The sequence below is a fragment of the Akkermansiaceae bacterium genome (assembly GCA_019634595.1).
GTDB lineage: Bacteria > Verrucomicrobiota > Verrucomicrobiia > Verrucomicrobiales > Akkermansiaceae > Luteolibacter.
Map to the genome: position 1 here is coordinate 723,074 of JAHCBC010000003.1, position 25,167 is coordinate 748,240.

Sequence of the window (25,167 nt, forward strand, 5' to 3'; positions counted from 1 at the left end):
TCGCGTTAGAAACTTGAAACCGCGTAGCGCTTCCTGATGCGGTTCCGGAGAATGATGGCGGTCAAATTCATCGCAACCACTAGGACAATCAGAAGCAGGGTCGTGGCGAACACCATTGGTTTGGCTGCCTCCGAGTCCGGGGATTGGAATCCCAGGTCATAGATATGAAAACCAAGGTGCATGAACTTCCGCTCCGGGTGGACGAAGGGAAACGATCCGTCGATCGGCAGCTCCGGCGCGAGTTTCACCACTCCGACCAGCATCAAAGGGGCGACCTCGCCTGCCCCTCGCGCCATCGCGAGGATGATTCCGGTCAGGATGCCCGGGAGCGATGCCGGCAGCACGACCCGCTGGATCACCTGCCACTTGGAGGCCCCGCAAGCCAGGGCCGCTTCACGAACTCCGCGAGGCACCGCGGCCAAGGCTTCTTCGGTGGCCACGATGACCACCGGCACCGTCATCAGGGCGAGCGTCAGGGAAGCCCAGAGCATGCCACCCGTCTTGTAGGTTGCGGCTCCCTTATCCGGGAAGAACAGGCTGTCGATCTCGCCCCCGAGGAAATACACGAAGAAGGCCAGACCGAAGACGCCAAAAACAATGGAAGGCACCCCCGCGAGGTTGTTGACGGATATCCGGACGGCTCGGACGAGGAACCCCTGTTTCGCATACTCTCGCAGGTAGATCGCCGTGATCACTCCGAATGGCGTCACGAATAGGCACATGACGAGCGTCATCGTGACCGTGCCAAAGATCGCCGGAAACGCGCCTCCTTCGGTGTTCGCCTCCCGAGGCTCGTCACTGAGAAAATTCCAGATCCGATGCAGCGTTTCCCAAAGCCGCGAGAAGAACCCTGCCCGGTTGGACTCGAAGACATGAAGGATGTTGCCGGTCGCAATCTCCATCGTGCGTCCATCGGCAGCCTCCACGACGAGATGACGTGTCGATAAACGCTCTCTCAGTGTACGTGCGTCGGCGGCGAGTGTCAGATACCGTGCCTCTAAATCGGCCCGGCGGGATGCCGTCCCGGAATCTCCCGGCTGCGTCTTCTCCAGAATCCGGAGCTGCTCGAGCCCTTTGTTCACCTCTCCGATCTCATCCCTCTCGATCTTCCTAAGTTGCTTGCGTGTCCGGGATCCCTCCCGCAGGGCATTTTTCAGCACCTTTTGGAATTCCTGACTTGTGGCGTCAACGGGAGCGTTTCCACTTTCCGTGAAGCTGCGTAATCTGCCGATTGCCTTCCCACCTTCAAGTTGTTCGATCAGGCACATGTCTGCCGGACGTTCGGTGGACGAGATCTTCGCCTCGTCGATGAACAGGAAAAGCTCCGGAGTAAGGCTGCGGTTGCCTCGGAAAAGCTGGATCTCTTTGTGGAAGGAACCATCCACGTCTTTGCGGCTCCGCGCCTGGGTGATGATTCCGGCGACTTTCTCGACGCTATCACCGGTCTTGATTTCCAACACGTCGATCCGTGCCGGCCAGAACGATGAAAGCCCCTTGAAAATGATCAGAAGAAGCAGGGCGACGGTGAGGACCACACCGATTGACAGGCCGGATGCGGTCAACCAGACCCATGGCTCGCCCTTGCGGGAGCGTCCTGTCGTGGCAAATGTATTGGAGCGGATGGCCATCTGGGATCAGGCGAGTTTGTTTTTCTCCCTCAAATGCTGCCGGAGGACCTCCGCCACCGTATTGAGGGTAAACGTGAGCACGAAGAGAACGAAGGCACCCAGAAAGAGGGTTCTGTAGTGGGTTGAACCGGGGGCCGCCTCGGGAAGCTCGACGGCGACATTCGCGGAAAGGGTTCGCATCCCGGAGAAGATGTTCCATTCGGTCACCGGCGTGTTGCCGGTTGCCATCACCACGATCATGGTTTCACCGACCGCCCGGCCGAAGCCGATCATGAGCGCCGAAAAGATTCCAGGGGATGCTACCGGGAGGATCACCGTCCTCACGACCTGCCATCTGCTCGCACCCAATGCGGCCGCAGCGGCGGAGAGCGTCTTCGGAACATTCGAGATGGCATCTTCTGCAATCGTGAAAATCACCGGAATCACCGCGAAGCCCATCATGAAACCGACCACCAAGGAGTTCCTCTGGTCGAAAGTCGAGCCGGTTGCCTGGGGCCACCAGAGCCGAAAATCGGCGATTTCCCGGCTAGTTGCCGGGTCCTTATAAATGAAGAACAGCTTTTCAATCAAAGGGCCGCAAGACCATGCTCCATACCCGACCGCAAGAAGGAGCGGCATCAGCACCAGCCATTCGCGTCCTCCGGAAAACCGCTGGCGGATTCTCATGGGCTGCCTGCTCCAGAACCATCCGACTGCGATTGCCGTCAACGGCAGAACGATGATTACCATGAAAATCGAAGGCACCCTTTGCTCGATGAGAGGAGCGAGCCAGATGCCCGCCAGGAACCCCAGCACCACGGAAGGAAGGGAGGCCATGATCTCCATGGCAGGCTTCACCACCCGCTTCATCTCCGCTGGCAGAAAGCTGGCTGAAAACACTGCGGCAAGAAGTGCCACCGGCACCGAAAACAGGAGCGCGTATAGCGTGCCTTTCAACGATCCGACGATGAGGGGAATGAGTGACAACTTGGGCTCGAAATCGTCCGTTCCTCCCGTTGACTGCCACTGATAGACCGGGGCCGATCCTCCTTCATACCAGACCTTGCCGAAGAACGCGCGCCAGCCTGACTCGGGGTGCGGATCCTTGACTTCGAATCTCTGGATTTCTCCCGCTTGGCCCGCGATGAAAAAATGTTCCGATTTGCCATCAATGGTCGCGAGAGTTGGCGCGAACGAGGCTTCGCCAGCCCATCGAGTCTCTCCTGAAGTGAGGTGCCTCAACGCCATCGAACGCCCGGCTCCAACAAGAAAGGTTTTGTTTCGCTGGCTGGCTGCAAAGACCGGTTCTCCGGTTCCCGCCGAATCAAAGTGTTTGGTTTTGCCAAAGAGTCTCTCTCCATCTGAACCCGTCGAAAAGAGACTGTAGACTGCCTGCTCGCCTGACGAAGCCGTCAGCACCACCGATGTTCCACCAAAAAGAAAATCCATCCTGTCAGGCGGGGAATTCCCGAAAGGGGAGAACTTCTGGCGCACCGAGACACCAGTGCTGTCGGTTTTCAAATAACTGACACCGCCGTCAGCGCTCGCGATGAGGACGGCAGAGCCGTTTTGTGAGGCTAGGACCGAAACCACTTTGGGGCCAACTTCCGAGGTGATCTCCGTTTCCCCCAGAAGGCTGAGCTTTCCACCACCGATGAGGGATTTTTTCTGTCCCAATCGAAGCACGGAGGAAACATCCTGCCCGTTCGCACTTCGGACTCCAATCAGGGTCCTGCCGCTTCCACCTTCCCCATAGGCAACCCGGGATACAGGGCCCTCTCCCGCTTGCATTGCAAACCACGGCTCCGGCTCAACCACCGGTTCGATCGATCGCGTCCCATCTGAGTCGAACTTGGACTCGTAGTTGACCACGAACGATCCGATTCTCCCATCCGCCAAGCCGAGCGCCACCCGGCGGTGCACGGCATCATAAGCGACGGCCGTGACTTCCAATCCCTGCAAAGCAGGCAGGGGCACCTCATTGCGCGTCCCATCTTTTTCCCGGATGAAGGTCAGTGTGTCCTTCCCATAATAAAGGAAAGGCATTTCACCCCACTCGTCGACTCCGAGGACCAACGGCTTCCCGGACCCGTGGGCGCTGATCACAGCCTCCGGATGGACCTTCGCGCTGGAGAACAACGGAAGAATCTCCCTGAAAATGAATGCGAAGATCCCCAGCACGGCTAGCACCACCGCGATGCCGCCGATCCGGATGATGTGGGTCATCAGGAAGTCCACCACAAGAATGCGGCGTGACACTTGGAATCTCGATGGGTCTGGCTGGCTCATTTGAGAGGAGGAAAGAACGGGGTCCGGCGCGATGCCGCTGCCGGATCCCGTTCCGGTAAGATTTACTTCGCGAGGGAATCCACGACTTCTTTCGCCAATTCCGCAGGCATCGGGTAATAGCCGTCCTTCTCAACAACCATCTGACCATCCTTGGAGAGGACATAGGTGAGGAACTGGAGGGTCAAAGGATCAAGCGGAGCACCGGGCTTCTTGTTCACGTAGACGAGAAGAAACCGGGCCAGCGGATAGTCGCCGCTCAACGCGTTGTCGTAGGTCGCTTCGAAGAATTTCCCGTCGTCACCTGAGAGAGGAACCGCCCGAACGCCGGAGGTCTTGTATCCAATGCCGGAGTACCCGAGGGAATAGAGGTCCCCGCCGACGCCCTGTACCACGGCGGAAGAGCCGGGTTGTTCCTTGACCGTAGCCTTGAAGTCACCCTTGCCGAGCGCGTGTTCCTGGAAGAAACCATAAGTACCCGAGGCGGAATTCCGACCATAGAGCGAAATCGCCCGTCCTTTCCATTCATCGACGCCCAGTTGGCCCCATTCGGTGAGATCAGCGCCCCCGAGTTTGCGGGTCTTTGAGAACGCGGCATCGACTTGCTGGAGCGACATTCCTTTGATGGGACTGTCCTTGTGGGCGAATACCGCGAGGGCATCGACCGCAACTTTCACTTCCGTGGGCTTGTATCCGAACTTCTTTTCAAACGAGTCGATCTCCTCGGCCTTCATGGGGCGGCTCATCGGGCCGATCTGGGAGGTTCCTTCGATCAAAGCCGGAGGCGCGGTGGCCGAACCCTTGCCTTCGATCGCAATGTTGACGTTGGGATAGGCCTTTTTGAAACCTTCGGCCCAGAGAGTCATGAGATTGTTCAAGGTGTCGGACCCGATGGAATTCACGGTGCCGGAGACGCCACTTACCGGCTTGTAAGCTGGCAGGGCCGGATCAAGATGTGACTGGCCGAATGCTGTAGTGAGCATTCCCGCAGCTAGGACAAGAGACAGTGTTTTCATATGGTTTGGATGGTTGTTGATGGGGGCCCGACAACTCAGGCTGATGGATGGATGGTCGCCACCATCAGCTCTCGGGGCCAGTTTCCGAATGTGACAAAATCGTAATGTCAAGAATTTATTTGCAGCAAATATGCCACGTCCAACCATTCTGTGGAATGGACGGCATCGTCGTGACACGAGGTTTCGTGACGGGCTTCAGGCCGACTTGCACACCTCCTTGCACCAGGATTCGATCCGGCTGCGAATCGAGTCCCTAATGATTCTGATCTGCGCAAGTTGGTCCTCTTCCGGGCCCGCCACGGCCGAAGGGTCAGGGAAATTCCACTGATGACGTTTTGAGAGCCCTGGAAAAACGGGACACCGCTCTCCGCTCGCTTTGTCGCAGACCGCGATCACGTGATCGAAAGATCTCCGTTGCTTCGCCAGGTCATACGCGCTCTGCGTTGTCTTGCCGGAGATGTCGATGCCTTCTTCCACCATCACTTTCACCACGAGCGGATTAAGCTGCCCGGGTTCAAGGCCCGCACTCTCCGCAACGTAGTGGTTTGGACACAGATGGTTCAGATAAGCTTCCGCCATCTGGCTGCGAGCACTATTGTGAACACAAATGAAAAGCACTTTATTCATCTCAGTGGGATTGTTGGAAATTCGGATTCTTATGACTTTCGTTGTTGCGATCAGGACGGTCTCACGGGAATAGCGGGCGGCTACGGCTTCATCCCGGAGAGATGCCGCAGTGACGGAAGCCCCATCGAAATCGTCCCAGCGGCAATAAGGAAGACAGCCGAAGCAACAAGGCACCAGATGAGTCCCGCCACTCCCCCTTCGTGCAGGCCGAGCTGATACAATAAACCCGAAAGCACCGTGCCAGCCAGGCGGCCGCAGGCATTAGCCATGTAGTAGATGCCGACGTTCATCGCGACTTTGTCGTGATCGGTGTAGTCAAGGATCAGGAAAGAATGGACGGCGGAGTTCAGCGCGAAGGCGATGCCGAAGAATATCAGACCTGCCACGACGACCGTGGTTGCGTTCCATTCGAAAAAGAGCCCGCCCGCAATGGCAATCGGGATCAGGGCAAGGCCAAAGGCAAGACGGGTGGCGGTTCTCCCGGTGGGATCTTTTCCGCGCAGGATGACAGGAGCCGCAGCCTGGACAACTCCGTAGCCGATGACCCAAAGTGCCATGAAGCCGCCTGCTTGCCAGAATTTCCAGCCGAGCACCGATGAAAGGAAGACTGGCAACGCGACGACGAACCACACGTCGCGCGCCCCGAAAAGGAAGAACCGGGCGACCGAAAGCATGTTCACCGCACGGTTCTTCGAAAAGAGATGGCTGAACTTCGATTTCTTTTTCACGTCGCCCAGTCCACCCCGCATCAGCAGTGCGGCGGCAATCAATGCGAGGCCGACCAGACCCATCAGCACAAATACAGCTGATTGAAAACCGATCAGCGAGAGAAGCAAACTGCCGATGAAGAAGCCGACGCCCTTCAAGGCGTTCTTGCTACCAGTGAGCAGTGCAACCCAGCGGTACAGGCGGCCTTCGGCGTCGCCCGCGACAAGCTTCACCGCGCTCTTGCTGCTCATTTTTGTCAGGTCCTTGGCGATTCCAGACAGTGCCTGGGAGGCCATCACCCACACGACCGTCAGCCCGGCAGCGGGTATGAATGCGAGCATGCCGAGCGCCAGCAACTGGGTGCCGAGACCCATGAAGAGCGTGCTTTTCAGTCCGAAGCGCGACGCCAGCACCCCGCCCGCAAAATTGGTCGCGATGCCGAAGAACTCGTAGAACAGAAAGAGCGAAGCGACTTGAAAGGCGCTGTAGCCGAGTTGGTAGAAATAGAATAGCACCAGCATCCGGATCGCGCCGTCGGCCAGGGTGTCCGCCCAGTATGCCATCGTAACGATCGCATAGTTCCGAGTTCCGGAAGAGGTGCTCATTGCGGTCAAAGGGAACTGGCGACTTTACGGGCGAGTTCGGCATAGCGGCTGGCGTAGCCCCACTCGTTGTCATACCAGGCGAGGATCTTCACCTGGGTTCCGTTGGTGACCATGGTCGAGAGCGCGTCGATGATCGACGAACGCGGGTCGTCCTTGTAATCGACCGAGACCAACGGCCGCGCCTCGTAGCCGAGGATGCCGGCGAGTTGCCCTTCCGCCGCTTCCCGCAGCAGGCCGTTCACCTCGGCAATGCTGGTTTCCCGCGAGACTTCGAACACGCAGTCGGTGAGCGAGGCATTGAGCAAGGGGACGCGGACCGCTACACCATCGAGCTTTCCAAGCAGCTCCGGAAAAATCATCCCGATGGCCGTGGCGGAGCCGGTCGAGGTGGGAATCAGCGACTGGCTCGACGCCCGGGCCCGCCGCAAGTCCTTGTGAGGGGTGTCTAGGATCGACTGCGTGTTGGTCATGTCGTGGATGGTGGTAATCATCCCATGACGAATACCGATCTTCTCATGAATGACCTTTACGACCGGCGCCAGACAGTTGGTCGTGCAGGAGGCGGCTGTCAGCAGGTGGTGCTGCGCAGGATCGTAGAGGTCGTCATTGACCCCCATCACGATGTTCAGCGCACCCGTCTTCACCGGAGCGGCAACGATGACCTTTTTCACCCCAGCCTTGAAATAGGCCTCCAGTTGCTCCGGCGTCCGGAACTTCCCGCTGGCTTCGAGCACGATGTCGATGCCGAGATCGGCCCATGGCACATGCGAGAAATCCTTGTGGCTGGTGTGGCCAATTCTTTGTCCTTCGACGGTGAAGTGATCAGCTTCTCCTGCGGTTTCGCGATTCCATCGACCATGAACCGAGTCGAAGTAGAGAAGATGGGCCGAGGTGGTGCCGTCGCCGCCCGTTTCGTTGACGTGGACGAATTCCAATTCGGGGAAGTCCCAGCCGGCCCGGAAAGCCAACCGGCCCATCCGTCCGAATCCATTGATGCCGATGCGTGTTGCCATATTGTACTGTAGTAGAGAAATTCAGGAAGCATCCCGAAGGCCCGCTGCGTAAGCTTCGAATATCATTCGGATCTCGTCCCGGACGCGCCGGAAGACGATCATCAGCTCGTCGTCATTCCCGACGGCATTGGCAGGATCATCGAACGGAAAGTGATGGCGGTGCATCCGACCGGGGAAAATCGGGCACGCTTGATCAGCGTTTCCGCAGACCGAAATCACGCTGTGAATCTCACGGTCCAGGAACTCGTTGAGATGCTTCGAACGATAGCCGGCCAGATCAACGCCGACCTCGCCCATTGCCCTAATGGCCAGCGGATGCACATAGCCGGAAGGGTGCGAGCCCGCGCTTTGGATTTCGAATTCATTCCCCGCGAAGGAGCGCAAGAAGCCCTCAGCCATCTGGCTGCGGCATGAATTTCCAGTACAAAGGATGAGGATGGTGGTCATGGTGTCAGTGAGTGGGAGAGGCTGGTTCGGGGAAGAACTTGCGGCGCAGCCAGAACGAAACGTGGACGAGGCCGATAAGAGTTGGCACTTCGATTAGCGGCCCTACCACGGCGGCAAACGCGACTCCGGACTCTAGCCCGAAGACAGAGATCGCCACGGCGATCGCGAGTTCAAAATTGTTGCCCGCGGACGTGAAGGCCACGCTCGCCGAGCGCGGATAGTCCGCTCCGAGCTTGGCGGACATCACGAAACTCACCAGAAACATCACAACGAAGTAAATTACCAGCGGCACCGCGATCCGGCCGACATCCAGAGGCATGCGGACGATCTCCCCGCCTTTGTAGGTGAACATGATCACGATCGTGAACAACAGCGCGATCAAGGTGAGTGGTGAAATGCGCGGGAGGAACACGGTTTCGTACCATTCCTCCTCCCGCTTCTCCAACAACATCCGGGTGAGGAAGCCCGCGACGAACGGGATTCCAAGATAGATCATCACGCTGACGAAAATCTCGCGCACCGAAATATTTACCACGGCGCCATTCAAACCGATCGCCTGAGGCAGCACTGTCACGAACAGCCACGCATAGGCACCGTAAAATAGCACTTGAACGATGCTGTTCAGGGCAACCAAACCAGCGGCATACTCACTGTTACCTTTGGCCAGATCATTCCAGACCAGCACCATTGCGATGCATCGCGCCAAGCCCACCAGAATCAGACCGACCATGTATTCCGGCTGGTCGTGTAAAAACGTCACCGCCAGCACCCACATCAGCAGCGGTCCGACGATCCAATTCTGGAAAAGCGAAAGGCCCAGGATGCGGAAATTGGCGAAAACCTTGGGCAACTCCTTGTACCTCACCTTTGCCAACGGTGGATACATCATCAGGATCAGGCCGAAGGCGATTGGCATGTTGGTGGTGCCCACCGTCATCGGCGCGAAGAACGCCGAAGGATCCTTGATGATGAAATTCCCCAGCAGTACCCCGATCCCCATGGCCGCGAAAATCCATACCGTTAGGTAACGATCCAGAAACGACATCTTATTGGAGACGGTGTTCATATCAAAATAGAGCTTGTTGAAGGCCTAGCTGTGCCATGCTTAAGCGGTAATTGGAGTCGAAGTTAGAGTGTGCGAAACATTTGCTCCATGCCTCTTTATCAATCCGGATCACCGGTTTTGCCGCCCCGATCCCATAGGATTTGACAATCACCACAGCGACGCGACCGCGATTTTCACGGTTAGGGGCGAGATTTAATAAGTCTGGAAACAAGTCTCCCGCGGCTGGATCTTCACAGCAGGCGACGTCAGGGTTGAAGTGCAGCATATGGGTCGCGAGGAATGGTTGTTCGTCAAACCGCATGGTCCTCTAACAGCAGCCCTTCGGGCCACAGCAGGAGACGGCGGGAGCTTTGGCTTTCCCCGCTCCGGGAAGCGGCGGCAGGCCGCACAGTTCCGGCGCAAGGCATTCGGTGTGTTTATGGGCGAGGATCAACACCACGGCATCATCCGACACCTCATGTCCCTCGATCGTGTATTGGGAAATTACCGTATCCTCATACTCCACCTCCACCGGGATGGCTTCGTCAGGAAGGTAGTCCTTGGCCTTGTCGAGAATTGCGGCCATTTTACCGGTCTCAAGCCGGTGGTCGTAATCGGATCCAACCCAGACCTGAAGCTGGCACGCGATCGACTCGCGGAGTTTGCCGCCGCAATCGAGAAAGGTCTTCTGGACGCGCCCCACTTCGGTTACATGGAAAGAAACAGGCACCGCCAGTCCGTCCGGGAGTCGGATCCGGAAAGAGCTGCCCGAATTGGTGGCAAGGAGGGACTTGAGTTGGGAAAGATTCATTTCACCGAGTTTCGTTGGGAAGTCGCCCGCTTGCGGCCCGTCAGCTTTTTCGGGCCGGGACAGCAGCTGCCGACCCGCTCTTCCAGCCGTTTTGCCATCTTGGCTTGGTCGTCATTCCATTCATCGCCGCCGGCTGCGGAGAAGAGGTTCTCCATCGCTTGAATGACCTTGAGGTATTTCGCTTCAACGCGGAAATAAGTCCACTTTTCGCACTTTTCACTCTCCAGAAGACCAGCCTTGCGGATGATCTGGACGTGGCTGGAAACCGAGGACTGCGGCATGTCGAGGATATCCGCGAGCTCACACACACAGAGCGGTTCATCCATCACCATGCGGACAATGCGCCACCTCGTGGTATCGCCCAAGGCCTTCGCGAAACTAACGATGTTTCTCATAACGAGAAATATCGTATTGCAGAAACCCGGTATTGCAACGGAAATATTCGTCACGTAGATAATTGATTCGATCCTGCGGGATTTTGCCGCCGAAACGGGTCTGCTTTCGATCGAAGTCGAATTCCTGCATCCTTTTCAGAAAATAGCCGTCTTCCATGTATGAGCCCAAATTCCGCCTTCTCCATCGACATTGATCGGCTCTCCAGCAGTGAACTGCGTAATTCCCTGCTGCGATTCGTGCAATCCAGGGTCCGGGACCGGCACCTTGCCGAGGATCTTACCCAGGAAATCCTTCTCCGGGGGGTAACGAAGGTCGCGGGCCTGAAGGATCAGGAAAGACTGGAATCATGGTTGTTCCAGATCGCCCGCAATACCATCGCCGATCATTTCCGACGGGCGAAATCGATGGACTCCTGCGCCGATGACCTGCCCGACAATGAAGATCCGTGTGGATACATCGCCGAGGAAGAGGCGGTTCTTCGTGAAATGCTCTCCGCCTACGTTCGGGGCGTGGTGGAGGCGCTGCCGGACATTTACCGCAACGCCCTGCGCTACACGGACTATGAGGGACACACGCAAGCCGAACTCGCCGGGAAAGAGGGGATCTCTCTTTCGGGGGCGAAGTCGCGGGTCCAACGTGCGCGTCAGGAAGTCCGCGCTGCGGTTGAAAAATGCTGCCACATCGAGACGGATCGGTATGGAACCGTATTGGAGGTGAAAAGGCGGGAGACCACGAAGAGAACCCGTGATGAAACACTCGCGAACCCCGGTTGTGGCTGCGGCAAACCCAAGAGCCTGACACCATGAAATTCCCTTGGCGCACTTCTTTTCTGACTGCGGGCGGCCTACTCCCGGCTATTCTCGCCTCTACCTGCTGTGTCGGTCCGCTACTTGCCATGGCAGGAATGATGGGCATCAGCGCCAGCTCTCTCTCCACGCTGTCGTTGTTGAAGCCCTATCTTATTTCCACCAGCGTATTAACGCTCGGTGCCGGTCTCTTCCTCGCATTCCGGAAACGAAGATCCTGCAACTGCAACGGAGCCGGAGATGGCGACGAAGGGAAAAGCTACCTGCTACAAATTGGCGGCATCCGTCTCTTGACCTCAGCAACAGCGCTTTTGACCGCGCTTTTGCTTTTCTGGCCGCATCTCGTTCCGGGTGTCTCCTCATCGAAACCAATAGAGGCGCCGTCTGGGGCCGCAAGCCGGCTCACCAAGAGCGTTTTCCAATTGGAAGGCTTCGATCAGGAATGCTGCGTTGGATTGGTGCTCCATGCGCTGAAGCCAGTCGACGGCTATGAACGGGCGGAGGCGGATCTAAAGTCCGGCACCCTCACCGTTTGGTATGCTCCGGAAAAGACCGACAGCACCAAGCTGATGGCGGCCATCGACGTCTCGGGTTACAAAGCAACCCTCCTCCAGAAATAATGCGCGTCTCTTTCCCCCTCATCCCGTCTCTCTACGTGTATGAAAACACCTCAAGAAAATCTTCCTGTGGCGGTCATCGGAGCCGGCCCCGTGGGGCTCGCCGCGGCCGCCCATCTCATTGAGCGTGGCGAGCAGCCGTTGATTCTGGAAGCCGGCCAATCCGTTGGACACACGGTCAGGAAATGGGCGCATATCAGAATGTTTTCCCCATGGCGTTACAATATCGACTCCGCTTCGCGGCGTCTTCTCGAGAAGGCCGGATGGAACGAGCCCGAAGCAGAGCATCTTCCTACCGGACTTGAAATCACCGAAGCGTATTTGGAACCGCTCGCTTCGATTGAGTCGGTGGCTGATTCTCTTCGGCTGAGCCATCGAGTGATTGCCGTCACCCGCGAAGGACTGGACAAGGTTCGCAGCCACGGCCGGGTTGGGCATCCATTCGTGATCCGCACCATGGATGCCACTGGAAACATCGCCATCCACCGTGCCAAAGCGGTGATTGATGCCAGTGGAACATGGGAAAACCCGAATCCGATGGGAACGGACGGACTTTCCGTGCCCGGTGAGGAGGCCGTCTCATCGCGAATCCACTACGGGATTCCCGACCTGTCCGGTTCCCCGGGCAATGATTTCGCTGGAGCGCACGTTCTCGTGGTTGGCAGCGGCCACTCGTCTTTCAACGCAATCCTCGATCTACTGCATTTGAAGGACAGGCATCCCGACACCACGATCACGTGGGCGATGCGGAAAACAAAACCCGGCAATGTCTTCGGGGGCGGCGCTGCCGATGCTCTGCCTGCACGTGGCGAACTGGGGCAGAGAGTGCGTGAGGCGGTGGAAAGTGGCGCAATAAAGGTTTTGAGCCCGATGTCGATTGAAGGACTTGCTGAAAACAGCGGCCATTCCTCCATCAAGGTCCACGCGGAGGTGGCCGGCGCTCCGGTCGAACTGATGGTGGAACGCATCGTGGTGACCACCGGTTTTCGTCCCGACCTTGGGTTCAGCCGCGAGATCCGGCTCAGGCTCGATCCGGCGCTCGAGTGCGTTGAGCAGCTCGGTCCGTTGATCGACCCCAACGAACATAGCTGCGGCAGCGTCCGTCCTCATGGAGCGAAGGAACTCGCTCATCCAGACCTAGGTTACTATATAGTCGGCATGAAAAGCTACGGTCGCGCGCCGACTTTCCTGTTGGCCACAGGCTATGAGCAGGTGCGTTCTGTTGTAGCGGAAATCTCCGGCGACCACGAAGCAGCCGCCAAGGTTGAACTCGATCTTCCTGAAACAGGCGTATGCCGTCTCAGTGAGCCAGAGGAAGATTCTTCCTCGTGCTGCGGCGATCAAAAACTCCCCTTCCATTTACCACCCGTTCCACGAAAAGAGACGAGCGCCAACTGCTGTGGATGAGCCCTGAAGGAAGTTTTCCCCAAGCACCGGCTTCCCCGGAAGAAAACACGCGGCCCCCTTGGGGACTCGCATGGCGGCTTGCGTGGGGCCAGCTTCTTTCATGGGGTGTCCTGTATTATGCCTTCACCGCCCTCTCCGCGCCCATCCATGCTGACACTGGTTGGAGCCGCGCTCTCATTAACGGCGGCCTGTCGTTAGGGTTGTTGACTTGGGGCATCCTTGCCCTGCCGGTTGGACTGTGGATCCAGCGGCGCGGTTCCAGAATTATCATGTCGTTGGGTTCCCTGGTTGGCGGGGTGGCATTCGCTGCCTTTGGTGCAGTCACCGAACCCTGGCACTTTTACCTGGCATGGATGGGAGTTGGGGCAGCCATGGCCGCGCTCCTGTATGAACCCGCGTTCGCTGCGGTGACGGTGGCTTTCGGAAGCCGGTATAAGAAAGGCATCGTGCTCATCACACTGCTGGGTGGACTCGCGAGCACCGCCTTCGTTCCCCTATCCCATCTGCTTGCCCAAAACTTCGGCTGGCGGAGTGCCTGCATCGGCCTTGGCATCGCCGTCGCAGGAATCGGCATACCGCTTCATGGACTGGGAATGGCCCGACAGCCCGCTGGGAGGCACTCGAAACCCTATCATCGGGCAATACCCGTTTCCGTTGCCATCGGCACAATTAGAAGGGACTTCACCGACAAGACTTTTTTGCTGCTAGCGCTCTGGTTCACAGCGCATACCGCCGCATTTTCAGGACTCATTTTTCTCATTGTTCCCGGATTGACCTCAATGGGAGCGGATCCGGGATCACTGCTTGGCGCGATGGCCCTTGTTGGACCGATGCAAGTCGTGGGCCGCCTGCTAATCGCCGCCCGTGGCGCGAAACTCTCATCCGTCCAATCGGGCCGATGGGCGATGATCTTCATGACGCTCTCCGTTCTGATCCTCATTTGTTTACCATCCACGACCGGCTGGCTTGTCTGCTTCGCCGTGCTTTTCGGATCGGGAAATGGCGTCATGACCATCCTGAAGGGAACCGCAATCGCCGAATTCTTTGGCAGGGAGCGCTATGCAGAGCTTAATGGAGCGATTGCTGCTCCTGCCGTGATCGCCAAAGCGGCGGCTCCTTTCGTATTAAGTGCCGTCTGGGAACATTCAACGAGGCCTACGGTTGTGTTCATTCTCCTGCTTTTCCTACTCTTGGTCGGTCTCGCGGCGACCCTGGGGCTAGTGTCGGGAGTATCCTTGAATCGCTAGATATCATGCTCACTATCCGTCGCAGGGTCTCCAGCCGAAAAGAACCTGGGGTTCGGTGTCTGGCCTGACATCGGGATAGCGAAGCAGACCTTCTAAGCGCTCTCGTCAATCCAACGCTCCCATTAAGTGTCCGAGAAGCCCGCCTCTATAAGGCCCATTATCCTGGAGCAGCTGTTGCCAAAATCCTGAGAGGTAATTGGCTACAGGCACGCCGTGCCGCTGGAGTGAGCTCGTACCTGCGACGCGTTTCCTCGTATCTGGCACAAGCAGGCGCAGGATGTGGTCAAATCGATGAATGCGGTTCGCTTCCTTCATGGCAGACGACAATTACAGGAGGGCCTGAGCTTTCCAAATGATCTTCTTCATCCACTTTTCTGCCTTCAATTCTTTGATTTTAGGAGACGTAGTGAATTTCCAGTAACAATAAGCGTGGCACCTGTATCCGCGAGAATCGCAAGCCAAAGGCTGGCGTGACCGGTGAGGGTAAGAATTAGAAAAACCGCCTTAAGGAGCAGAGCGAAGGCGATGTTGAAGCGGATGACTCCGAGAGTCCGCCGTCCGAGCGTAATCGCTTTGGCGATCTCCGAAAGGTCATCCTTCATGAGAGTAATGTCGGACGTTTCGATCGCGGAGTCCGTTCCTGCGCCGCCCATCGCGATGCCAACCGTGGCCGCTGCCATCGCCGGGGCGTCGTTCACGCCATCACCCACCATGACGATCCCACCAAACCGGGTGGCGAGCGATCTGACGGCCTCCACCTTATCTTCTGGAAGGAGGTTTCCGCGTGTTTCATCGATCCCAACCTGGCTGGCAATGAAATCAGCCGCGACCTGGTTGTCGCCGCTCAACATCACCACTTTAGCTACCCCCACCCGATGGATGGAACGAATCGCTTCGGCCGCCTCCGGGCGCAGGGTATCTCCAATAGCGAGGATCCCCAGCACTTCGCCCGCACAGCCATCATGCGGCATGTGACCGACCACCACTACCGACTGGCCGCGGCTTTCGATCTCCCGGAGGCGTTGCTCCGTATCTTCGGAACAAACCCCCAACTCATGGGTGTAACGATGATTCCCGACGAAATAGGAATGGCCATCGATGTCACCTTGCGCGCCGCGCCCACTGCGGGCTTGGTAGCGTTCAGCACGCGGAAATGATACTCCCGCCTCCTGAGCTTTCATGACCACGGCCTTGGCCAGTGGATGCTCCGAATGAACATCGATCGCTGCTGCCACACGCAACAGCTCGTTTTCGGAAGTATCACCGAACGGCTCAATTCCGAGGACGCGGGGCTTACCCTCGGTGATCGTGCCCGTCTTGTCCACCGCAAGCGCCTTGATCCGGGCGATGGATTCCAAATGAGCCCCGCCTTTCACCAGCACGCCGCGACGCGCAAGGGCGGTCAATCCCGCAACGATACTCACCGGGGTGGAAATCACCAGCGCGCAGGGACAGGCAATAATGAGAAGGACACATGCCCGGTAGAGCCAGTCGGACCAGTTGCCATTCCCGAACAAGGGAGGAATGAGAAAGACCGCCAGCGCTGCAAGGGTGACCGCTGGGGTGTAGTAACGCGCGAACACATCAACCGTCCGCTGGGTCGGAGCCTTCTGCTCCTGCGCTTCAGTCACCAGATGGATGATCCGCGCCAATGTCGTGTCCCCCGCGGCTTTGGTCACCAGGAATTCCAGCGAGCCTTCGCCGTTGATCGTGCCCGCGAACACCGTGTCTCCCGGTCGCTTGTCCACCGGCACCGATTCCCCCGTGATCGGTGCCTGGTTGACAGCGGATTCGCCGACCGTGATTTCGCCATCGAGCGGGATGCTCATGCCGCTTTTAACCGCGACTATCTCTCCCGGACGCACCTGATCGGCAAGTACTTCAACGAATTGGCCTTCCCGTTTCAGGAGGGCGTTCTTCGGCGCAAGGTCGAGAAGAGCCCCGACAGCCCGCCGGGCACGCCGGTCTGCCCAACCTTCCAACCATTCCGCCACTCCAAAGAGAATGACAACCGCCGCAGCTTCGACCTGCTCGCCGATGATCGAAGCTCCGATCGCTGCGATGACCACCAGCAGGTTGATGTCCGGACGTAACCTTCTCAACGCACCGAACGCCTTAGGCAGCAGCAACCAGCCGCCCGCCGCGATGGCGGCGAACGCCAGCGTGGAAACCGCCGACGGAGGGAGGATGCGGCTCCAGTGAGCACCGAGGGTGATCACCAGCAATACCGCACCCAGGATCAGGCTCCAGCTTTCCCAATCGGTCTTTGCCCCGCCACAACCACCCCCGCCGCATCCGCACGAATCACTCATGGCTGTGGATCATAACGGGATGGTCAAACGGGGACGGAGTGGCGGGCAGGGCGATCATGCGCGTGAGCCAACGCGGCAGACTGCCTTATGCTGGGAAACGGGCACCGGGCATTCGGAAGTGCAGGCTCTGACACGGCGGGTGATCATGCCCTTGCCGTTCGGCGCGAACTCCGTTTTGGTCCGGGTGACGCAGCAAGAGATGCCGGCACAGGCGGACGAATAGCAATGGACCGCGGCGGGCTTCCGCGGCGAGGTGTCGGACTTCCGGGGGAAGTCGAAGCTGCCAGGTTTGGCCATCGCGACCGGGCTGAATGAAGCGGCGGCGAATAGAATCGCGCCGAGGATTGTGGTCAGTTTTGTATTCATATGGGTTCGTTGTTTGGTTTGCAGATGAGAGGAATGGGAATGCCAATTATTCGTCGCAGATGCAGGCGTACTCGGAGTTGCCGCAGCCCTTGCAGTGGGACAGGTCCAGCGGGATCCTGAAGTTCTTGGGCTTGGCCTCGGCATCGGGCTTCACCTGGACGACAACCGTGTAGTGTTCGCCTTCGGGCAGCGGGGTCTTGGACACCAGAAGCTCGCCTTTCTTTTCGAATTCGAGCTTGGTCTTGCCACTAGGCGCTTCGGCGGTGGCAGTCACCGTCTGGCCCGCGACCGGCTGCGCCTTGAGCTCCGCATCGTAGAACGCGATGCTCACGGTGCGATCCTTCTCGACGAAGAACTCCGCGTTCTGTTTCTCCAGTTCGAGGACGCGTCCCTTGCGGGGGCCCGCCTTGACTTTGGCATCCGCCAGAGCGGTTCCGGTGCTGAATGCCGCGAGCGCGACAACAGCGATGGTTTTGAGGATGTGTTTCATGATTCCTGTGGTTCGAGGTTCGGTTTTCTTCTTACGGTTTTTCTCTCCAGCCACTCGTAGAGCAGGGGCACCACGAGCAGGGTGAGGAAAGTGGAGGTGACGATTCCGCCGATGACGACGGTGGCGATCGGGCGCTGGACTTCGGCACCCGCCCCGGTCGCCAAAGCCATCGGCAGAAAGCCGAGTGAGGCAACCAGCGCGGTCATCAGCTTCGGCCGCAACCGGGTCAGGGTTCCTTCGACCACCGCGTCGCGCAGCGATTTGCCCTCTTCGCGGAGCTGGTTGATGAAGGAGATCAGCATGATCCCGTTGAGCACGGCGATCCCACTCAGGGCGATGAAACCGACGGCGGCGGAGATCGTGAAGGGCATCGCCCGCAGCCACAGTGCGAACACCCCGCCGGTGACAGCGAGCGGAACGCAGACGAAGATCAGGACCGCCTGGCGCAGCGAATTGAAGCTGAGGAAAATCAGCACGAAGATCAGCGCCAGCGCGAGCGGCACCACGATCATCAGCCGCTGCTTGGCCTCCATCAGATTCTTGAACTGGCCGCCGAACTCGAAGTAGTAGCCATTGGGGAACTTCACCTTTTCGTGGATGGCCTTACTAGCCTCGGCCACGAAACCGGCGGTGTCCCGACCGCGGACGTTGATGAGCACCGAAACACGGCGCTGGGTGTCCTCGCGGGCGATCTGGTTGACCTGCTCCACCAGCTTAACCTTGGCGACTTGTCCGAGCGACAGCAGTGCCCCCTCCTCGGTCCGCAGCGGCAGCCGTTCCATCGCCGACAGATCCTCCCTCCGCTTCTCGGCCAGGCGCACGACCAAAGGTGTGCGGCGGTTGCCCTCTATGAGCGTTCCGACCTCGCCACCGGCGAGCGCTGTTTCGATGAGTCGGTTCAGGTCATCTGCGTGGACGTTGAACCTCTGCATCGCGTCGCGATCTGGTTGGATTTCGATCATCGGCACCTTGCCGATGGCATCGAACTCGGTCTCCGCACCGCCCGGAAGGGCGTTGAGCACCTCCCGCACCTCGCCGGCCAGCCGTTCAAGTTCGTCGTAATCCTCGCCGTAGATCTTGCACAGCAGGTCCGCACGGGATCCGGCCATGATCTCGTTGAAACGCATTTGGATCGGCTGCGAAACGAGGATGTTCTGGCCCGGCACCTGTTCGAGGATGCGGCGGCGCATCAGGTCGCCGAGTTCTTCCTTTGCGATCGGCTTGCCGTCCACCAGCCGCCACTTCTCTTTGGTGTGGAGCATGACGTAGGTGTCGGAGACATTGGGTCCCATCGGGTCGGAAGCCACCTCGGCTGTGCCGATCCGCGAGAATACGTCGCGGACCTCGGGAAACTCCCGCCGCAGGATCGCCTCGGATTGCTTCTGGAGATCGACTGAAGCGGTGAGTCCAGCGCTGCTGCTGCGGATGAGCTGGAAGGTGAAATCGCCTTCGTCGAGCTGCGGAATGAATTCCGAACCAAGCCGCGAGAAGACGAAGAGCGAGAACCCGAACAACGCGAACATCGGCACCACCACCAGCCATCGGAAGCGTAGTCCGAAGCTCAGCAGCGGCGTGTAGATGCGCTTCACCAGCGTCACGAGCCAGTTGTCCTTTTCCTTGATGTTGCCGCCTAACAAAAACGAGCAAAGCACCGGCATCAGGGTGAGCGCGAGCACCAGCGAGCCACCCAGGGCCAGCATGACGACCACCGCCATCGGCTTGAACATCTTACCTTCGATCCCTTGCAGGGCGAGGATCGGCAGATAGACCACGGTGATGATGAGCACCCCGAAAAACATCGGATTGGCGACTTCCTTCGCCGAGCCGAGCACCTCGCGCGCGCGCTCTGCGGCAGTGAGTTTTCGGCCCAATGCGTGCTGCCGTTCGCCCAAATGGCGAACGATGTTTTCGACCATCACGACCGCACCATCAATAATGAGGCCGAAGTCCACCGCGCCCAGACTCATGAGATTTCCGGAAACCCCCATCCGCACCATGCCCGTCATTGCCATCAGCATCGACAGCGGAATCACCAGAGCCACGATGAAAGCAGCTCGGAAGTTCCCCAACAGGAGGAACAGCACCACGATCACCAGGATCGCGCCTTCGGTCAGGTTCTTCTCCACGGTGTGGATGGTTCGGTCCACCAGTTCGCTGCGGTCATAAACCGGCTTGATGCTCACCCCGGCAGGCAACTTCTGCTGGATCTCTTCGAGCTTGGTCCGCACCGAATGGGCGACCACCCGGGTGTTTTCACCTGCCAGCATGATCGCCGCGCCGATCAGCGCCTCATCAGCTTCATGGGTGCTCGCCCCGGAGCGGAACGAGGAGCCGATGCCGACCGTGGCGACATCGCTCAGGAGAATTGGACGCACCCCCGCGCCAAACTTGATCGGCAGTTTGGCGATTTCCTCGGAGTTGGTGACGCGGGTGGGGGCACGCACGATCAGCTGCTCGCCGCCAAGCTCGACATAGCCGCCTCCGGCATTCTTCGTATTCTGCTCGACGATTTCCGCCAGGCTGTCGAGCGAGAGGCCTGCGGCGGCAAGTTTGGCGGGATCGGGTTCAATCACCAACTGGCGCTCGTAGCCGCCGCTGGTGTTCACCTCGGCCACCCCCTGAGTCGCCCGCAACAGGGGCTTCACCGTGTATTCCTGGATCTGACGCAGCGCCATCAACTGCTCCCCACGACTGGCGGGCTTGTCGGCTGCGCCCGGTTCGTAGTCCAAGGTGTAGTAGAAGATTTCGCCGAGGCCGGTGGCGATCGGCGCGAGCTTGGGCGAAAGACCGGGCGGCAGGTCATCGAGGACGCCCTGCAGCCGCTCGGTGACGAGCTGGCGGGTCCGATATAGGTCCACCCCGTCCTTGAAGGTCATGGTGACCTGCGAGAGCCCGAATTTCGAGAGCGAGCGCAATTCGACCATTTCCGGCAGGCCTGCCATCTCGCTTTCAATCGGGAAGGTGACCAGCTTCTCCACTTCCTCCGGCGCGAGTGCGGGAACAGCGGTGTTGATCTGGACTTGGGGGTTGGTGATGTCGGGAACCGCGTCGATCGGCAGGCGCAGCATTGCCCAGGTCCCCACCCCGATCAGGACGAGGGTGGCCAGCAGCACCGCCACGCGCTGGCGCATGACGAAATCCAATAGGAAATTGAGCATGGGTCAGTGTCCACAAGTGCAGGCTTTGCCGCCGCGGAGCACTTGCAGCTCCGCCATCCACAACGACATCACGGGAGTGGTGACTACCTGATCGCCCGCATACAGGCCGTCCTTGATCTCAACCAGCCGGTCATTCGATGCGCCCACCGTCACCGGCGTCCGCACATAGAACTTGCCGTTGACCGTGTAAACGAAGGTGCCCTCCGCCGTCCTGAGCAGGGCCGAACCGGGAATGGCTGGAGCAGCTTCGCCCTCCAGACACGCGGCGACTGCAGTCAGCGCCGTACCGGGTGCCAGCGACTGTTTGGTGGAAACGCTGACCTCGGCGTCCCCGGCACCGATTGGCGCGGGATCGATCTTGGTAATGGTGCCAGCGAGCGGGACGGTGGAACCTTCAATCCGGACTTCCATGCCAAGCTTGAGCGAGGCGGCCTGTGCGGGGCTGATCCAGCCGGTGGCAAGATTCGCGCCGGTGGCGGTCAGTTGGAGGGTCACCGAAGAGCCGACTTTTTCTTCGCTCACATCTTCGATCTTCAGACCGATCGCGGCCTGCATCTCGTCGGTGAGCGAGAGTCCTTCACCCTTTTTGAATTGGGCGCCGTTTTCCGCGATGGCCTCCGCCGCGGCCGAAGCCGCCGCCTCGGATTTCTGGCAGGAGGTGTTGAAGGTGGCGATGGCGAAGCTGCCGAGGCCGGCAAGGAGAAGTGATGAAGTTTTCATGGGGTTCATTTGGTTTTGGTCGTTTTAGTGGTTTGGGGCGCGGAAGCGCCGACGAGTTGTTCGAGGTCGAGCGAGGCACGGAGTACCTCCAGCCGGGTGGCGTTGATCGCCTCCGTGGCTTCGAGATATTTGTCCTGCATTTCAAGATAGGTGCTCAGCGGAACCGCCCCGAGACGATAGTGTCGGTCGGCGAGTCGAGCAGCTTCTGCGAAGGATTGGAGGGAATCCGGTTTCCAGCCATCGAGACGCTTCTGCTGAGTGCCGAGCAGAAGCCAGGCTTCGGTGATCTGGCGCTCCACTTCACGCATGGTCGCTTGCAGCGAAGCTTCAGCTTGCATCCGCCGAGCCTGGCTCGCGTTGACCGCGGCCTTCCCGTTATCCCAGACTGGAAGAGGCATGGACAGCGACAGCCCGACGACGGTTTCCCGGTCGCCCGCTCGTTCCTGGGAGAGGTTCGGTCCCACAGTGAAAGTCGGATAACGCTCGTTTTTGGCCAGCGAAACCTTGAGTCCCTGCTGTTCCAGTTCGGCGCGCCGGACCCTCAAGTCGAAGTTGCTCGCCGCCGCGCGGTTGAGCAATGAAACCAGCTCCGCCGCCTTCGGTGCGGGAAACTCCGTGCGCCGTACTTGCAGGGGTTCGTCCGCCCGGCGTCCCATAAGCTGGTTGAGTTCGAGAAGCGCTTTCTGCATTTCCACGGCGGCTTCACCTGCCCGCCGTTGAATGACGACTTCCGCCGCTTCGATGATCTTGGCTTCCAGCAGCGGCGCAACGCCGCCCGGTTCGCGCTGGACGATCACCTCTTTGACCCCGGTGAAGCGGTCGGCGACCTCAGCCGCCGCCGCGGCATTTTCCTGCTGGGTGGCGAGGGCATAGCCGAGGACTTTCACCCGTGCCGCCAGAAAGGCGCTGAAACGCTCAAGACCGAGATCGGCCAAGGCAATGTCACGGTCGGCGATGGCCTTGCGCAGCCCCAGCCTGCCCGGCCATTCGATCGGCTGGGCCAGGGTCACCGAATAGGCAATCCCCTCGGCCCTAGCGTCTCCGCCACCGACCCGCTTGTGGCCGAAATCGAGGCTGAGTTCAGGGTTGGAAAGCTTGCCGGCGGTGGAACGATTGGCCTTGGCCACCGCGATCTCCGCCTTGTAATAGCGGATCTCAGGGTTGCGGGCGAGCGCCTGGCTAACCAGTCCGTCGATGCTGAGGGGTACGGGCTGCGGTTCGGCGGTGGCCAAGGCTACCGACAAACTCCAAAGGGGGAAAAAGAGGGAAAGCGGCTGCTTGAGCCGGAATGAAAGAATGGATGCCATGAAATGGGTGGTTGGAATCGGAACAGGAAATCGCATGCCCTTCCGGTCATTGACCGGGCACACCGCACCCGCGGCGCATGGGCACGAAAAGAGCCATCCGCAAATGGATGGCCGCTCGGCGGGGTCAACGACGCCGCATCAAATGTTCCAGATCCCGAGCAACGCCCGTCGCGTGCCCGGTGAGTCAGGCCCCCGGATCGGGGCCGAGCGGATGAACGCTTCTTCCAAGATCACCACCGGGCACGGTGGCACGGTGACTTCGAATTCTGTTTCAGAAAACACCACCGGAGGCAATCCCACCGGCGCAACCGCTTCCGGCGCGTCGGGGAGCTTTTTCACGTCCATGCAGCAGGAGTCGCCGTTCTGTGGCGAACCGCAGTCCGGACAGCACTTCAGCTTATGTGTGGAGGTTTCACCATAGGTGGCAAAACCGGGCTCCAGAACTTCGTGGTCCAGAAAACAAACCCGCATGGGAGACGCTGCCGTCGGGAGCAAAGCTCCGAAGCAGATCAGCAACAGCGTTGCCAGAAATTGTCTCACCTTCAAAAGGGTCACGTGAGTAGGAGGACAGGGTCAAGGAAATATTCCATCGCCATTCGTGCCGCAGATTTGGATCGGGGATTGCCGCCTGATGAGGCCCCCGAGGCCAGAGCGCCAAAAAATAAATGGTAGCAAAAAAAGTGGAAGCGGCCGCAACCCGCAGCAAAAAAGAAACCCTTCGCCCTGCCGGCCACCATCAAGGTGTCCGGCAGAGCACAGGAGCATCACTTCCCTATGTCGCCATCCCCGCCGCAATAATTGCAGCGGAACTGACCTCTCCATCCGGTGCCGTTGCAGAACGAGCATTTGACGGAGAATGCCGCGGCGATGCCGACGGCGACTAGGGTGGTGAGTGCGATGATAATGGCGGTCTTCTTCATGGTTTGTTGTTTCTTGTGGTTTGGATCGGAAATCTCCGATCAAGATTTGCCGGGGAGCTGCCGGGACACGCGTTCAGCCTGGAAGACTCTGCATGAAGAGCCTCCGGGCCTTGCCTTCACGCCGCTTCGTCCGCAGCGGAGGGCTTGTGTTTGAGCTGCGCCGTGACGCATTCGCCCAATTCGATGTCGTCCCTCCGGCCCAGATAGACTGGCTGATAGACTGATCCGCTCTCCGGGAACGCATACAGGTAACGGATCTCCACGATCGCTCCGGTTTGGGGGATCGCGTGATTCGGCGGAATGGTCACGTTGCCCGCCGCGACCACGCTTCCGCTCCCGTCGATCAGCCCGAGACCCACGCTCCGCTTCTTCGGATGGACCGCACCGACAATGAACGATGCGGTCGCGTGGAACTTCAATTTGAGCTGGCTGCCACCACTGTTAGGTCGCCCTTCACCGTAGCCCGCGCGGATGTCCTTGAAGACGATTCCTTCCGCGTCCCTCTTCCGCAGACGATGATGAAGCGCGATCTTCTCCTCGCGGCTGAATGCAGTGGGTACGACAAGTATCCCGCCGCTGGTGTCAATCCAGCGGACCATGCAGGTCAGCCTGTCGATGTAGGGCACACCTTTCAGATCCCGCCCGCGGAACTCCATCAGATCGAAGGCATGCAACCTGTCGCCGATGGCTTCGCCGTCGATCAGAAAGTCGAACGGGATTTCCAGCGCTGCTGCCGCGATCCTCGCTGGGACCGGGGTGAAGAACCCCCGCCGGTTGATCCCAACCACGGTGTCTCCGGTTTTCCGGATCAGCATTCGACGGCCATCGAATTTCTCTTGGGCGCACCAACGGTCGTCCTTCAGGTATCGGTCGGCTTCGGAATCTTCAATGGGATTGAGGAGTTGGCAGTGGATGCCACTGTGTTCTCCTTCCCAGTGACTGGACACTGGGGGAGGAGCGCACGACTCGCCGACCCGGTAGCCCTTGGAGAGCTTCTGCTTCACCAGGCTGTCGAAGATCTTTCCGGCCTCCTCCGCGGAAACAGGTTTCGGAGTTTTGATCCCCGATTGAAGGGGGGCGCCCCGTCGGCCATAGGCATAGCGGACGATGCATCCGTCGTCCTTCGGTTCGATGAAGACTTCATACACCTTATCGGATGAGCCTTCCTTGTAGTACAATGTGGTTCGTCTGTTCATGGGGGAAAAGGAAAGGCCGCCACGTTCCCGGTGGGGGAACGTGGCGGCCATGTGTTGCCC

The 25,167-nt window shown here is 59.0% G+C and carries 24 protein-coding genes; 4 read left to right on the forward strand and 20 right to left on the reverse strand.

All coding sequences use genetic code 11. The annotated features are described in order from the left end of the window. Positions 1 to 5 precede the first annotated feature (5 nt). From pstA to KF712_13860, 11 genes are all read right to left on the reverse strand, one after another. A complete protein-coding gene (gene pstA, locus KF712_13810; GenBank protein MBX3742068.1) occupies positions 6 to 1,628 on the reverse strand; it encodes a phosphate ABC transporter permease PstA in 1,623 nt (540 codons plus the stop codon). Between the two features lie 6 nt (positions 1,629 to 1,634). Further along, a complete protein-coding gene (locus tag KF712_13815) occupies positions 1,635 to 3,866 on the reverse strand; it encodes an ABC transporter permease subunit (protein ID MBX3742069.1) in 2,232 nt (743 codons plus the stop codon). A 92-nt stretch (positions 3,867 to 3,958) separates the two neighbouring features. Next, complete coding sequence (locus KF712_13820) at positions 3,959 to 4,909, reverse strand: phosphate ABC transporter substrate-binding protein (protein ID MBX3742070.1); 951 nt, start codon at positions 4,907 to 4,909, stop codon at positions 3,959 to 3,961. Between the two features lie 195 nt (positions 4,910 to 5,104). Beyond that, positions 5,105 to 5,536 carry an arsenate reductase ArsC gene (locus KF712_13825; protein MBX3742071.1) on the reverse strand — a complete coding sequence of 144 codons (432 nt, stop codon included), beginning with the start codon at positions 5,534 to 5,536 and terminating at the stop codon, positions 5,105 to 5,107. 80 nt (positions 5,537 to 5,616) lie between these two features. Beyond that, entirely contained in the window at positions 5,617 to 6,849 is a 1,233-nt protein-coding gene (gene arsJ / locus KF712_13830; GenBank protein ID MBX3742072.1) for an organoarsenical effux MFS transporter ArsJ, read from the reverse strand. A gap of 5 nt (positions 6,850 to 6,854) precedes the next feature. Further along, positions 6,855 to 7,862 (reverse strand): ArsJ-associated glyceraldehyde-3-phosphate dehydrogenase, encoded by a 1,008-nt coding sequence (locus KF712_13835; protein MBX3742073.1) that lies wholly within the window; start codon positions 7,860 to 7,862, stop codon positions 6,855 to 6,857. A gap of 21 nt (positions 7,863 to 7,883) precedes the next feature. Continuing rightward, a complete protein-coding gene (locus tag KF712_13840) occupies positions 7,884 to 8,309 on the reverse strand; it encodes an arsenate reductase ArsC (GenBank protein MBX3742074.1) in 426 nt (141 codons plus the stop codon). Between the two features lie 4 nt (positions 8,310 to 8,313). After that, positions 8,314 to 9,375: an ACR3 family arsenite efflux transporter gene (arsB, locus tag KF712_13845; protein MBX3742075.1), complete on the reverse strand. Its 1,062-nt coding sequence runs from the start codon at positions 9,373 to 9,375 to the stop codon at positions 8,314 to 8,316. 1 nt (position 9,376) lies between these two features. Then, positions 9,377 to 9,640: a hypothetical protein gene (locus KF712_13850; GenBank protein MBX3742076.1), complete on the reverse strand. Its 264-nt coding sequence runs from the start codon at positions 9,638 to 9,640 to the stop codon at positions 9,377 to 9,379. A gap of 42 nt (positions 9,641 to 9,682) precedes the next feature. After that, positions 9,683 to 10,165, reverse strand: a complete 483-nt coding sequence (locus tag KF712_13855) for a hypothetical protein (GenBank protein MBX3742077.1) — start codon at positions 10,163 to 10,165, stop codon at positions 9,683 to 9,685. After that, complete coding sequence (locus KF712_13860) at positions 10,162 to 10,560, reverse strand: winged helix-turn-helix transcriptional regulator (GenBank protein MBX3742078.1); 399 nt, start codon at positions 10,558 to 10,560, stop codon at positions 10,162 to 10,164. The genes KF712_13855 and KF712_13860 overlap by 4 nt, the downstream gene beginning before the upstream one ends. A gap of 159 nt (positions 10,561 to 10,719) precedes the next feature. Between KF712_13860 and KF712_13865 the strand changes: the two genes are divergently transcribed. From KF712_13865 to KF712_13880, 4 genes are read left to right on the forward strand one after another with little or no spacing between them, the layout of a single operon-like run. Continuing rightward, the gene (locus tag KF712_13865) at positions 10,720 to 11,367 is read left to right on the forward strand and encodes a sigma-70 family RNA polymerase sigma factor (protein MBX3742079.1); all 648 of its coding nucleotides are present in this window, start codon (positions 10,720 to 10,722) and stop codon (positions 11,365 to 11,367) included. Continuing rightward, entirely contained in the window at positions 11,364 to 11,987 is a 624-nt protein-coding gene (locus KF712_13870) for a hypothetical protein (GenBank protein MBX3742080.1), read from the forward strand. The genes KF712_13865 and KF712_13870 overlap by 4 nt, the downstream gene beginning before the upstream one ends. Before the next feature lie 39 nt (positions 11,988 to 12,026). Continuing rightward, positions 12,027 to 13,391, forward strand: a complete 1,365-nt coding sequence (locus KF712_13875) for an NAD(P)-binding domain-containing protein (GenBank protein ID MBX3742081.1) — start codon at positions 12,027 to 12,029, stop codon at positions 13,389 to 13,391. After that, entirely contained in the window at positions 13,388 to 14,638 is a 1,251-nt protein-coding gene (locus KF712_13880; protein ID MBX3742082.1) for an MFS transporter, read from the forward strand. The genes KF712_13875 and KF712_13880 overlap by 4 nt, the downstream gene beginning before the upstream one ends. A gap of 380 nt (positions 14,639 to 15,018) precedes the next feature. Here the strand turns inward: KF712_13880 and cadA are convergent, their stop codons facing one another. The 9 genes from cadA to KF712_13925 all read right to left on the reverse strand — a co-directional run bounded on the left by cadA (position 15,019) and on the right by KF712_13925 (position 25,107). Beyond that, the gene (gene cadA, locus KF712_13885; protein ID MBX3742083.1) at positions 15,019 to 16,950 is read right to left on the reverse strand and encodes a cadmium-translocating P-type ATPase; all 1,932 of its coding nucleotides are present in this window, start codon (positions 16,948 to 16,950) and stop codon (positions 15,019 to 15,021) included. A gap of 54 nt (positions 16,951 to 17,004) precedes the next feature. Beyond that, positions 17,005 to 17,316, reverse strand: a complete 312-nt coding sequence (locus KF712_13890) for a hypothetical protein (protein MBX3742084.1) — start codon at positions 17,314 to 17,316, stop codon at positions 17,005 to 17,007. Between the two features lie 46 nt (positions 17,317 to 17,362). Next, positions 17,363 to 17,806, reverse strand: coding sequence for a hypothetical protein (locus KF712_13895; protein ID MBX3742085.1), 444 nt, complete (start codon positions 17,804 to 17,806; stop codon positions 17,363 to 17,365). Further along, positions 17,803 to 20,964 carry an efflux RND transporter permease subunit gene (locus tag KF712_13900; GenBank protein ID MBX3742086.1) on the reverse strand — a complete coding sequence of 1,054 codons (3,162 nt, stop codon included), beginning with the start codon at positions 20,962 to 20,964 and terminating at the stop codon, positions 17,803 to 17,805. The genes KF712_13895 and KF712_13900 overlap by 4 nt, the downstream gene beginning before the upstream one ends. Before the next feature lie 3 nt (positions 20,965 to 20,967). After that, positions 20,968 to 21,684 (reverse strand): efflux RND transporter periplasmic adaptor subunit, encoded by a 717-nt coding sequence (locus KF712_13905; protein ID MBX3742087.1) that lies wholly within the window; start codon positions 21,682 to 21,684, stop codon positions 20,968 to 20,970. Between the two features lie 5 nt (positions 21,685 to 21,689). Next, positions 21,690 to 22,991, reverse strand: coding sequence for a TolC family protein (locus KF712_13910; protein ID MBX3742088.1), 1,302 nt, complete (start codon positions 22,989 to 22,991; stop codon positions 21,690 to 21,692). A gap of 138 nt (positions 22,992 to 23,129) precedes the next feature. Next, positions 23,130 to 23,546 (reverse strand): hypothetical protein, encoded by a 417-nt coding sequence (locus KF712_13915; GenBank protein MBX3742089.1) that lies wholly within the window; start codon positions 23,544 to 23,546, stop codon positions 23,130 to 23,132. A 209-nt stretch (positions 23,547 to 23,755) separates the two neighbouring features. Next, entirely contained in the window at positions 23,756 to 23,911 is a 156-nt protein-coding gene (locus KF712_13920) for a hypothetical protein (protein MBX3742090.1), read from the reverse strand. A gap of 116 nt (positions 23,912 to 24,027) precedes the next feature. After that, a complete protein-coding gene (locus KF712_13925; GenBank protein MBX3742091.1) occupies positions 24,028 to 25,107 on the reverse strand; it encodes a WGR domain-containing protein in 1,080 nt (359 codons plus the stop codon). Positions 25,108 to 25,167 lie beyond the last annotated feature (60 nt).

Bases quoted from the DNA above. Each gene is read 5' to 3' on its own strand.
- KF712_13820 (MBX3742070.1), bottom strand. From the start codon at position 4,909: ATGAAAACACTGTCTCTTGTCCTAGCTGCGGGAATGCTCACTACAGCA.
- KF712_13860 (MBX3742078.1), bottom strand. From the start codon at position 10,560: ATGAGAAACATCGTTAGTTTCGCGAAGGCCTTGGGCGATACCACGAGG.
- KF712_13870 (MBX3742080.1), top strand. From the start codon at position 11,364: ATGAAATTCCCTTGGCGCACTTCTTTTCTGACTGCGGGCGGCCTACTC.
- KF712_13910 (MBX3742088.1), bottom strand. From the start codon at position 22,991: ATGGCATCCATTCTTTCATTCCGGCTCAAGCAGCCGCTTTCCCTCTTT.
- cadA (MBX3742083.1), bottom strand. From the start codon at position 16,950: ATGAGTGATTCGTGCGGATGCGGCGGGGGTGGTTGTGGCGGGGCAAAG.
- pstA (MBX3742068.1), bottom strand. From the start codon at position 1,628: ATGGCCATCCGCTCCAATACATTTGCCACGACAGGACGCTCCCGCAAG.
- KF712_13840 (MBX3742074.1), bottom strand. From the start codon at position 8,309: ATGACCACCATCCTCATCCTTTGTACTGGAAATTCATGCCGCAGCCAG.
- KF712_13825 (MBX3742071.1), bottom strand. From the start codon at position 5,536: ATGAATAAAGTGCTTTTCATTTGTGTTCACAATAGTGCTCGCAGCCAG.
- KF712_13895 (MBX3742085.1), bottom strand. From the start codon at position 17,806: ATGAAACACATCCTCAAAACCATCGCTGTTGTCGCGCTCGCGGCATTC.
- KF712_13920 (MBX3742090.1), bottom strand. From the start codon at position 23,911: ATGAAGAAGACCGCCATTATCATCGCACTCACCACCCTAGTCGCCGTC.
- KF712_13865 (MBX3742079.1), top strand. From the start codon at position 10,720: ATGAGCCCAAATTCCGCCTTCTCCATCGACATTGATCGGCTCTCCAGC.
- KF712_13925 (MBX3742091.1), bottom strand. From the start codon at position 25,107: ATGAACAGACGAACCACATTGTACTACAAGGAAGGCTCATCCGATAAG.
- KF712_13850 (MBX3742076.1), bottom strand. From the start codon at position 9,640: ATGCTGCACTTCAACCCTGACGTCGCCTGCTGTGAAGATCCAGCCGCG.
- KF712_13875 (MBX3742081.1), top strand. From the start codon at position 12,027: ATGAAAACACCTCAAGAAAATCTTCCTGTGGCGGTCATCGGAGCCGGC.
- arsJ (MBX3742072.1), bottom strand. From the start codon at position 6,849: ATGAGCACCTCTTCCGGAACTCGGAACTATGCGATCGTTACGATGGCA.
- KF712_13835 (MBX3742073.1), bottom strand. From the start codon at position 7,862: ATGGCAACACGCATCGGCATCAATGGATTCGGACGGATGGGCCGGTTG.
- arsB (MBX3742075.1), bottom strand. From the start codon at position 9,375: ATGAACACCGTCTCCAATAAGATGTCGTTTCTGGATCGTTACCTAACG.
- KF712_13880 (MBX3742082.1), top strand. From the start codon at position 13,388: ATGAGCCCTGAAGGAAGTTTTCCCCAAGCACCGGCTTCCCCGGAAGAA.
- KF712_13900 (MBX3742086.1), bottom strand. From the start codon at position 20,964: ATGCTCAATTTCCTATTGGATTTCGTCATGCGCCAGCGCGTGGCGGTG.
- KF712_13890 (MBX3742084.1), bottom strand. From the start codon at position 17,316: ATGAATACAAAACTGACCACAATCCTCGGCGCGATTCTATTCGCCGCC.
- KF712_13855 (MBX3742077.1), bottom strand. From the start codon at position 10,165: ATGAATCTTTCCCAACTCAAGTCCCTCCTTGCCACCAATTCGGGCAGC.
- KF712_13905 (MBX3742087.1), bottom strand. From the start codon at position 21,684: ATGAAAACTTCATCACTTCTCCTTGCCGGCCTCGGCAGCTTCGCCATC.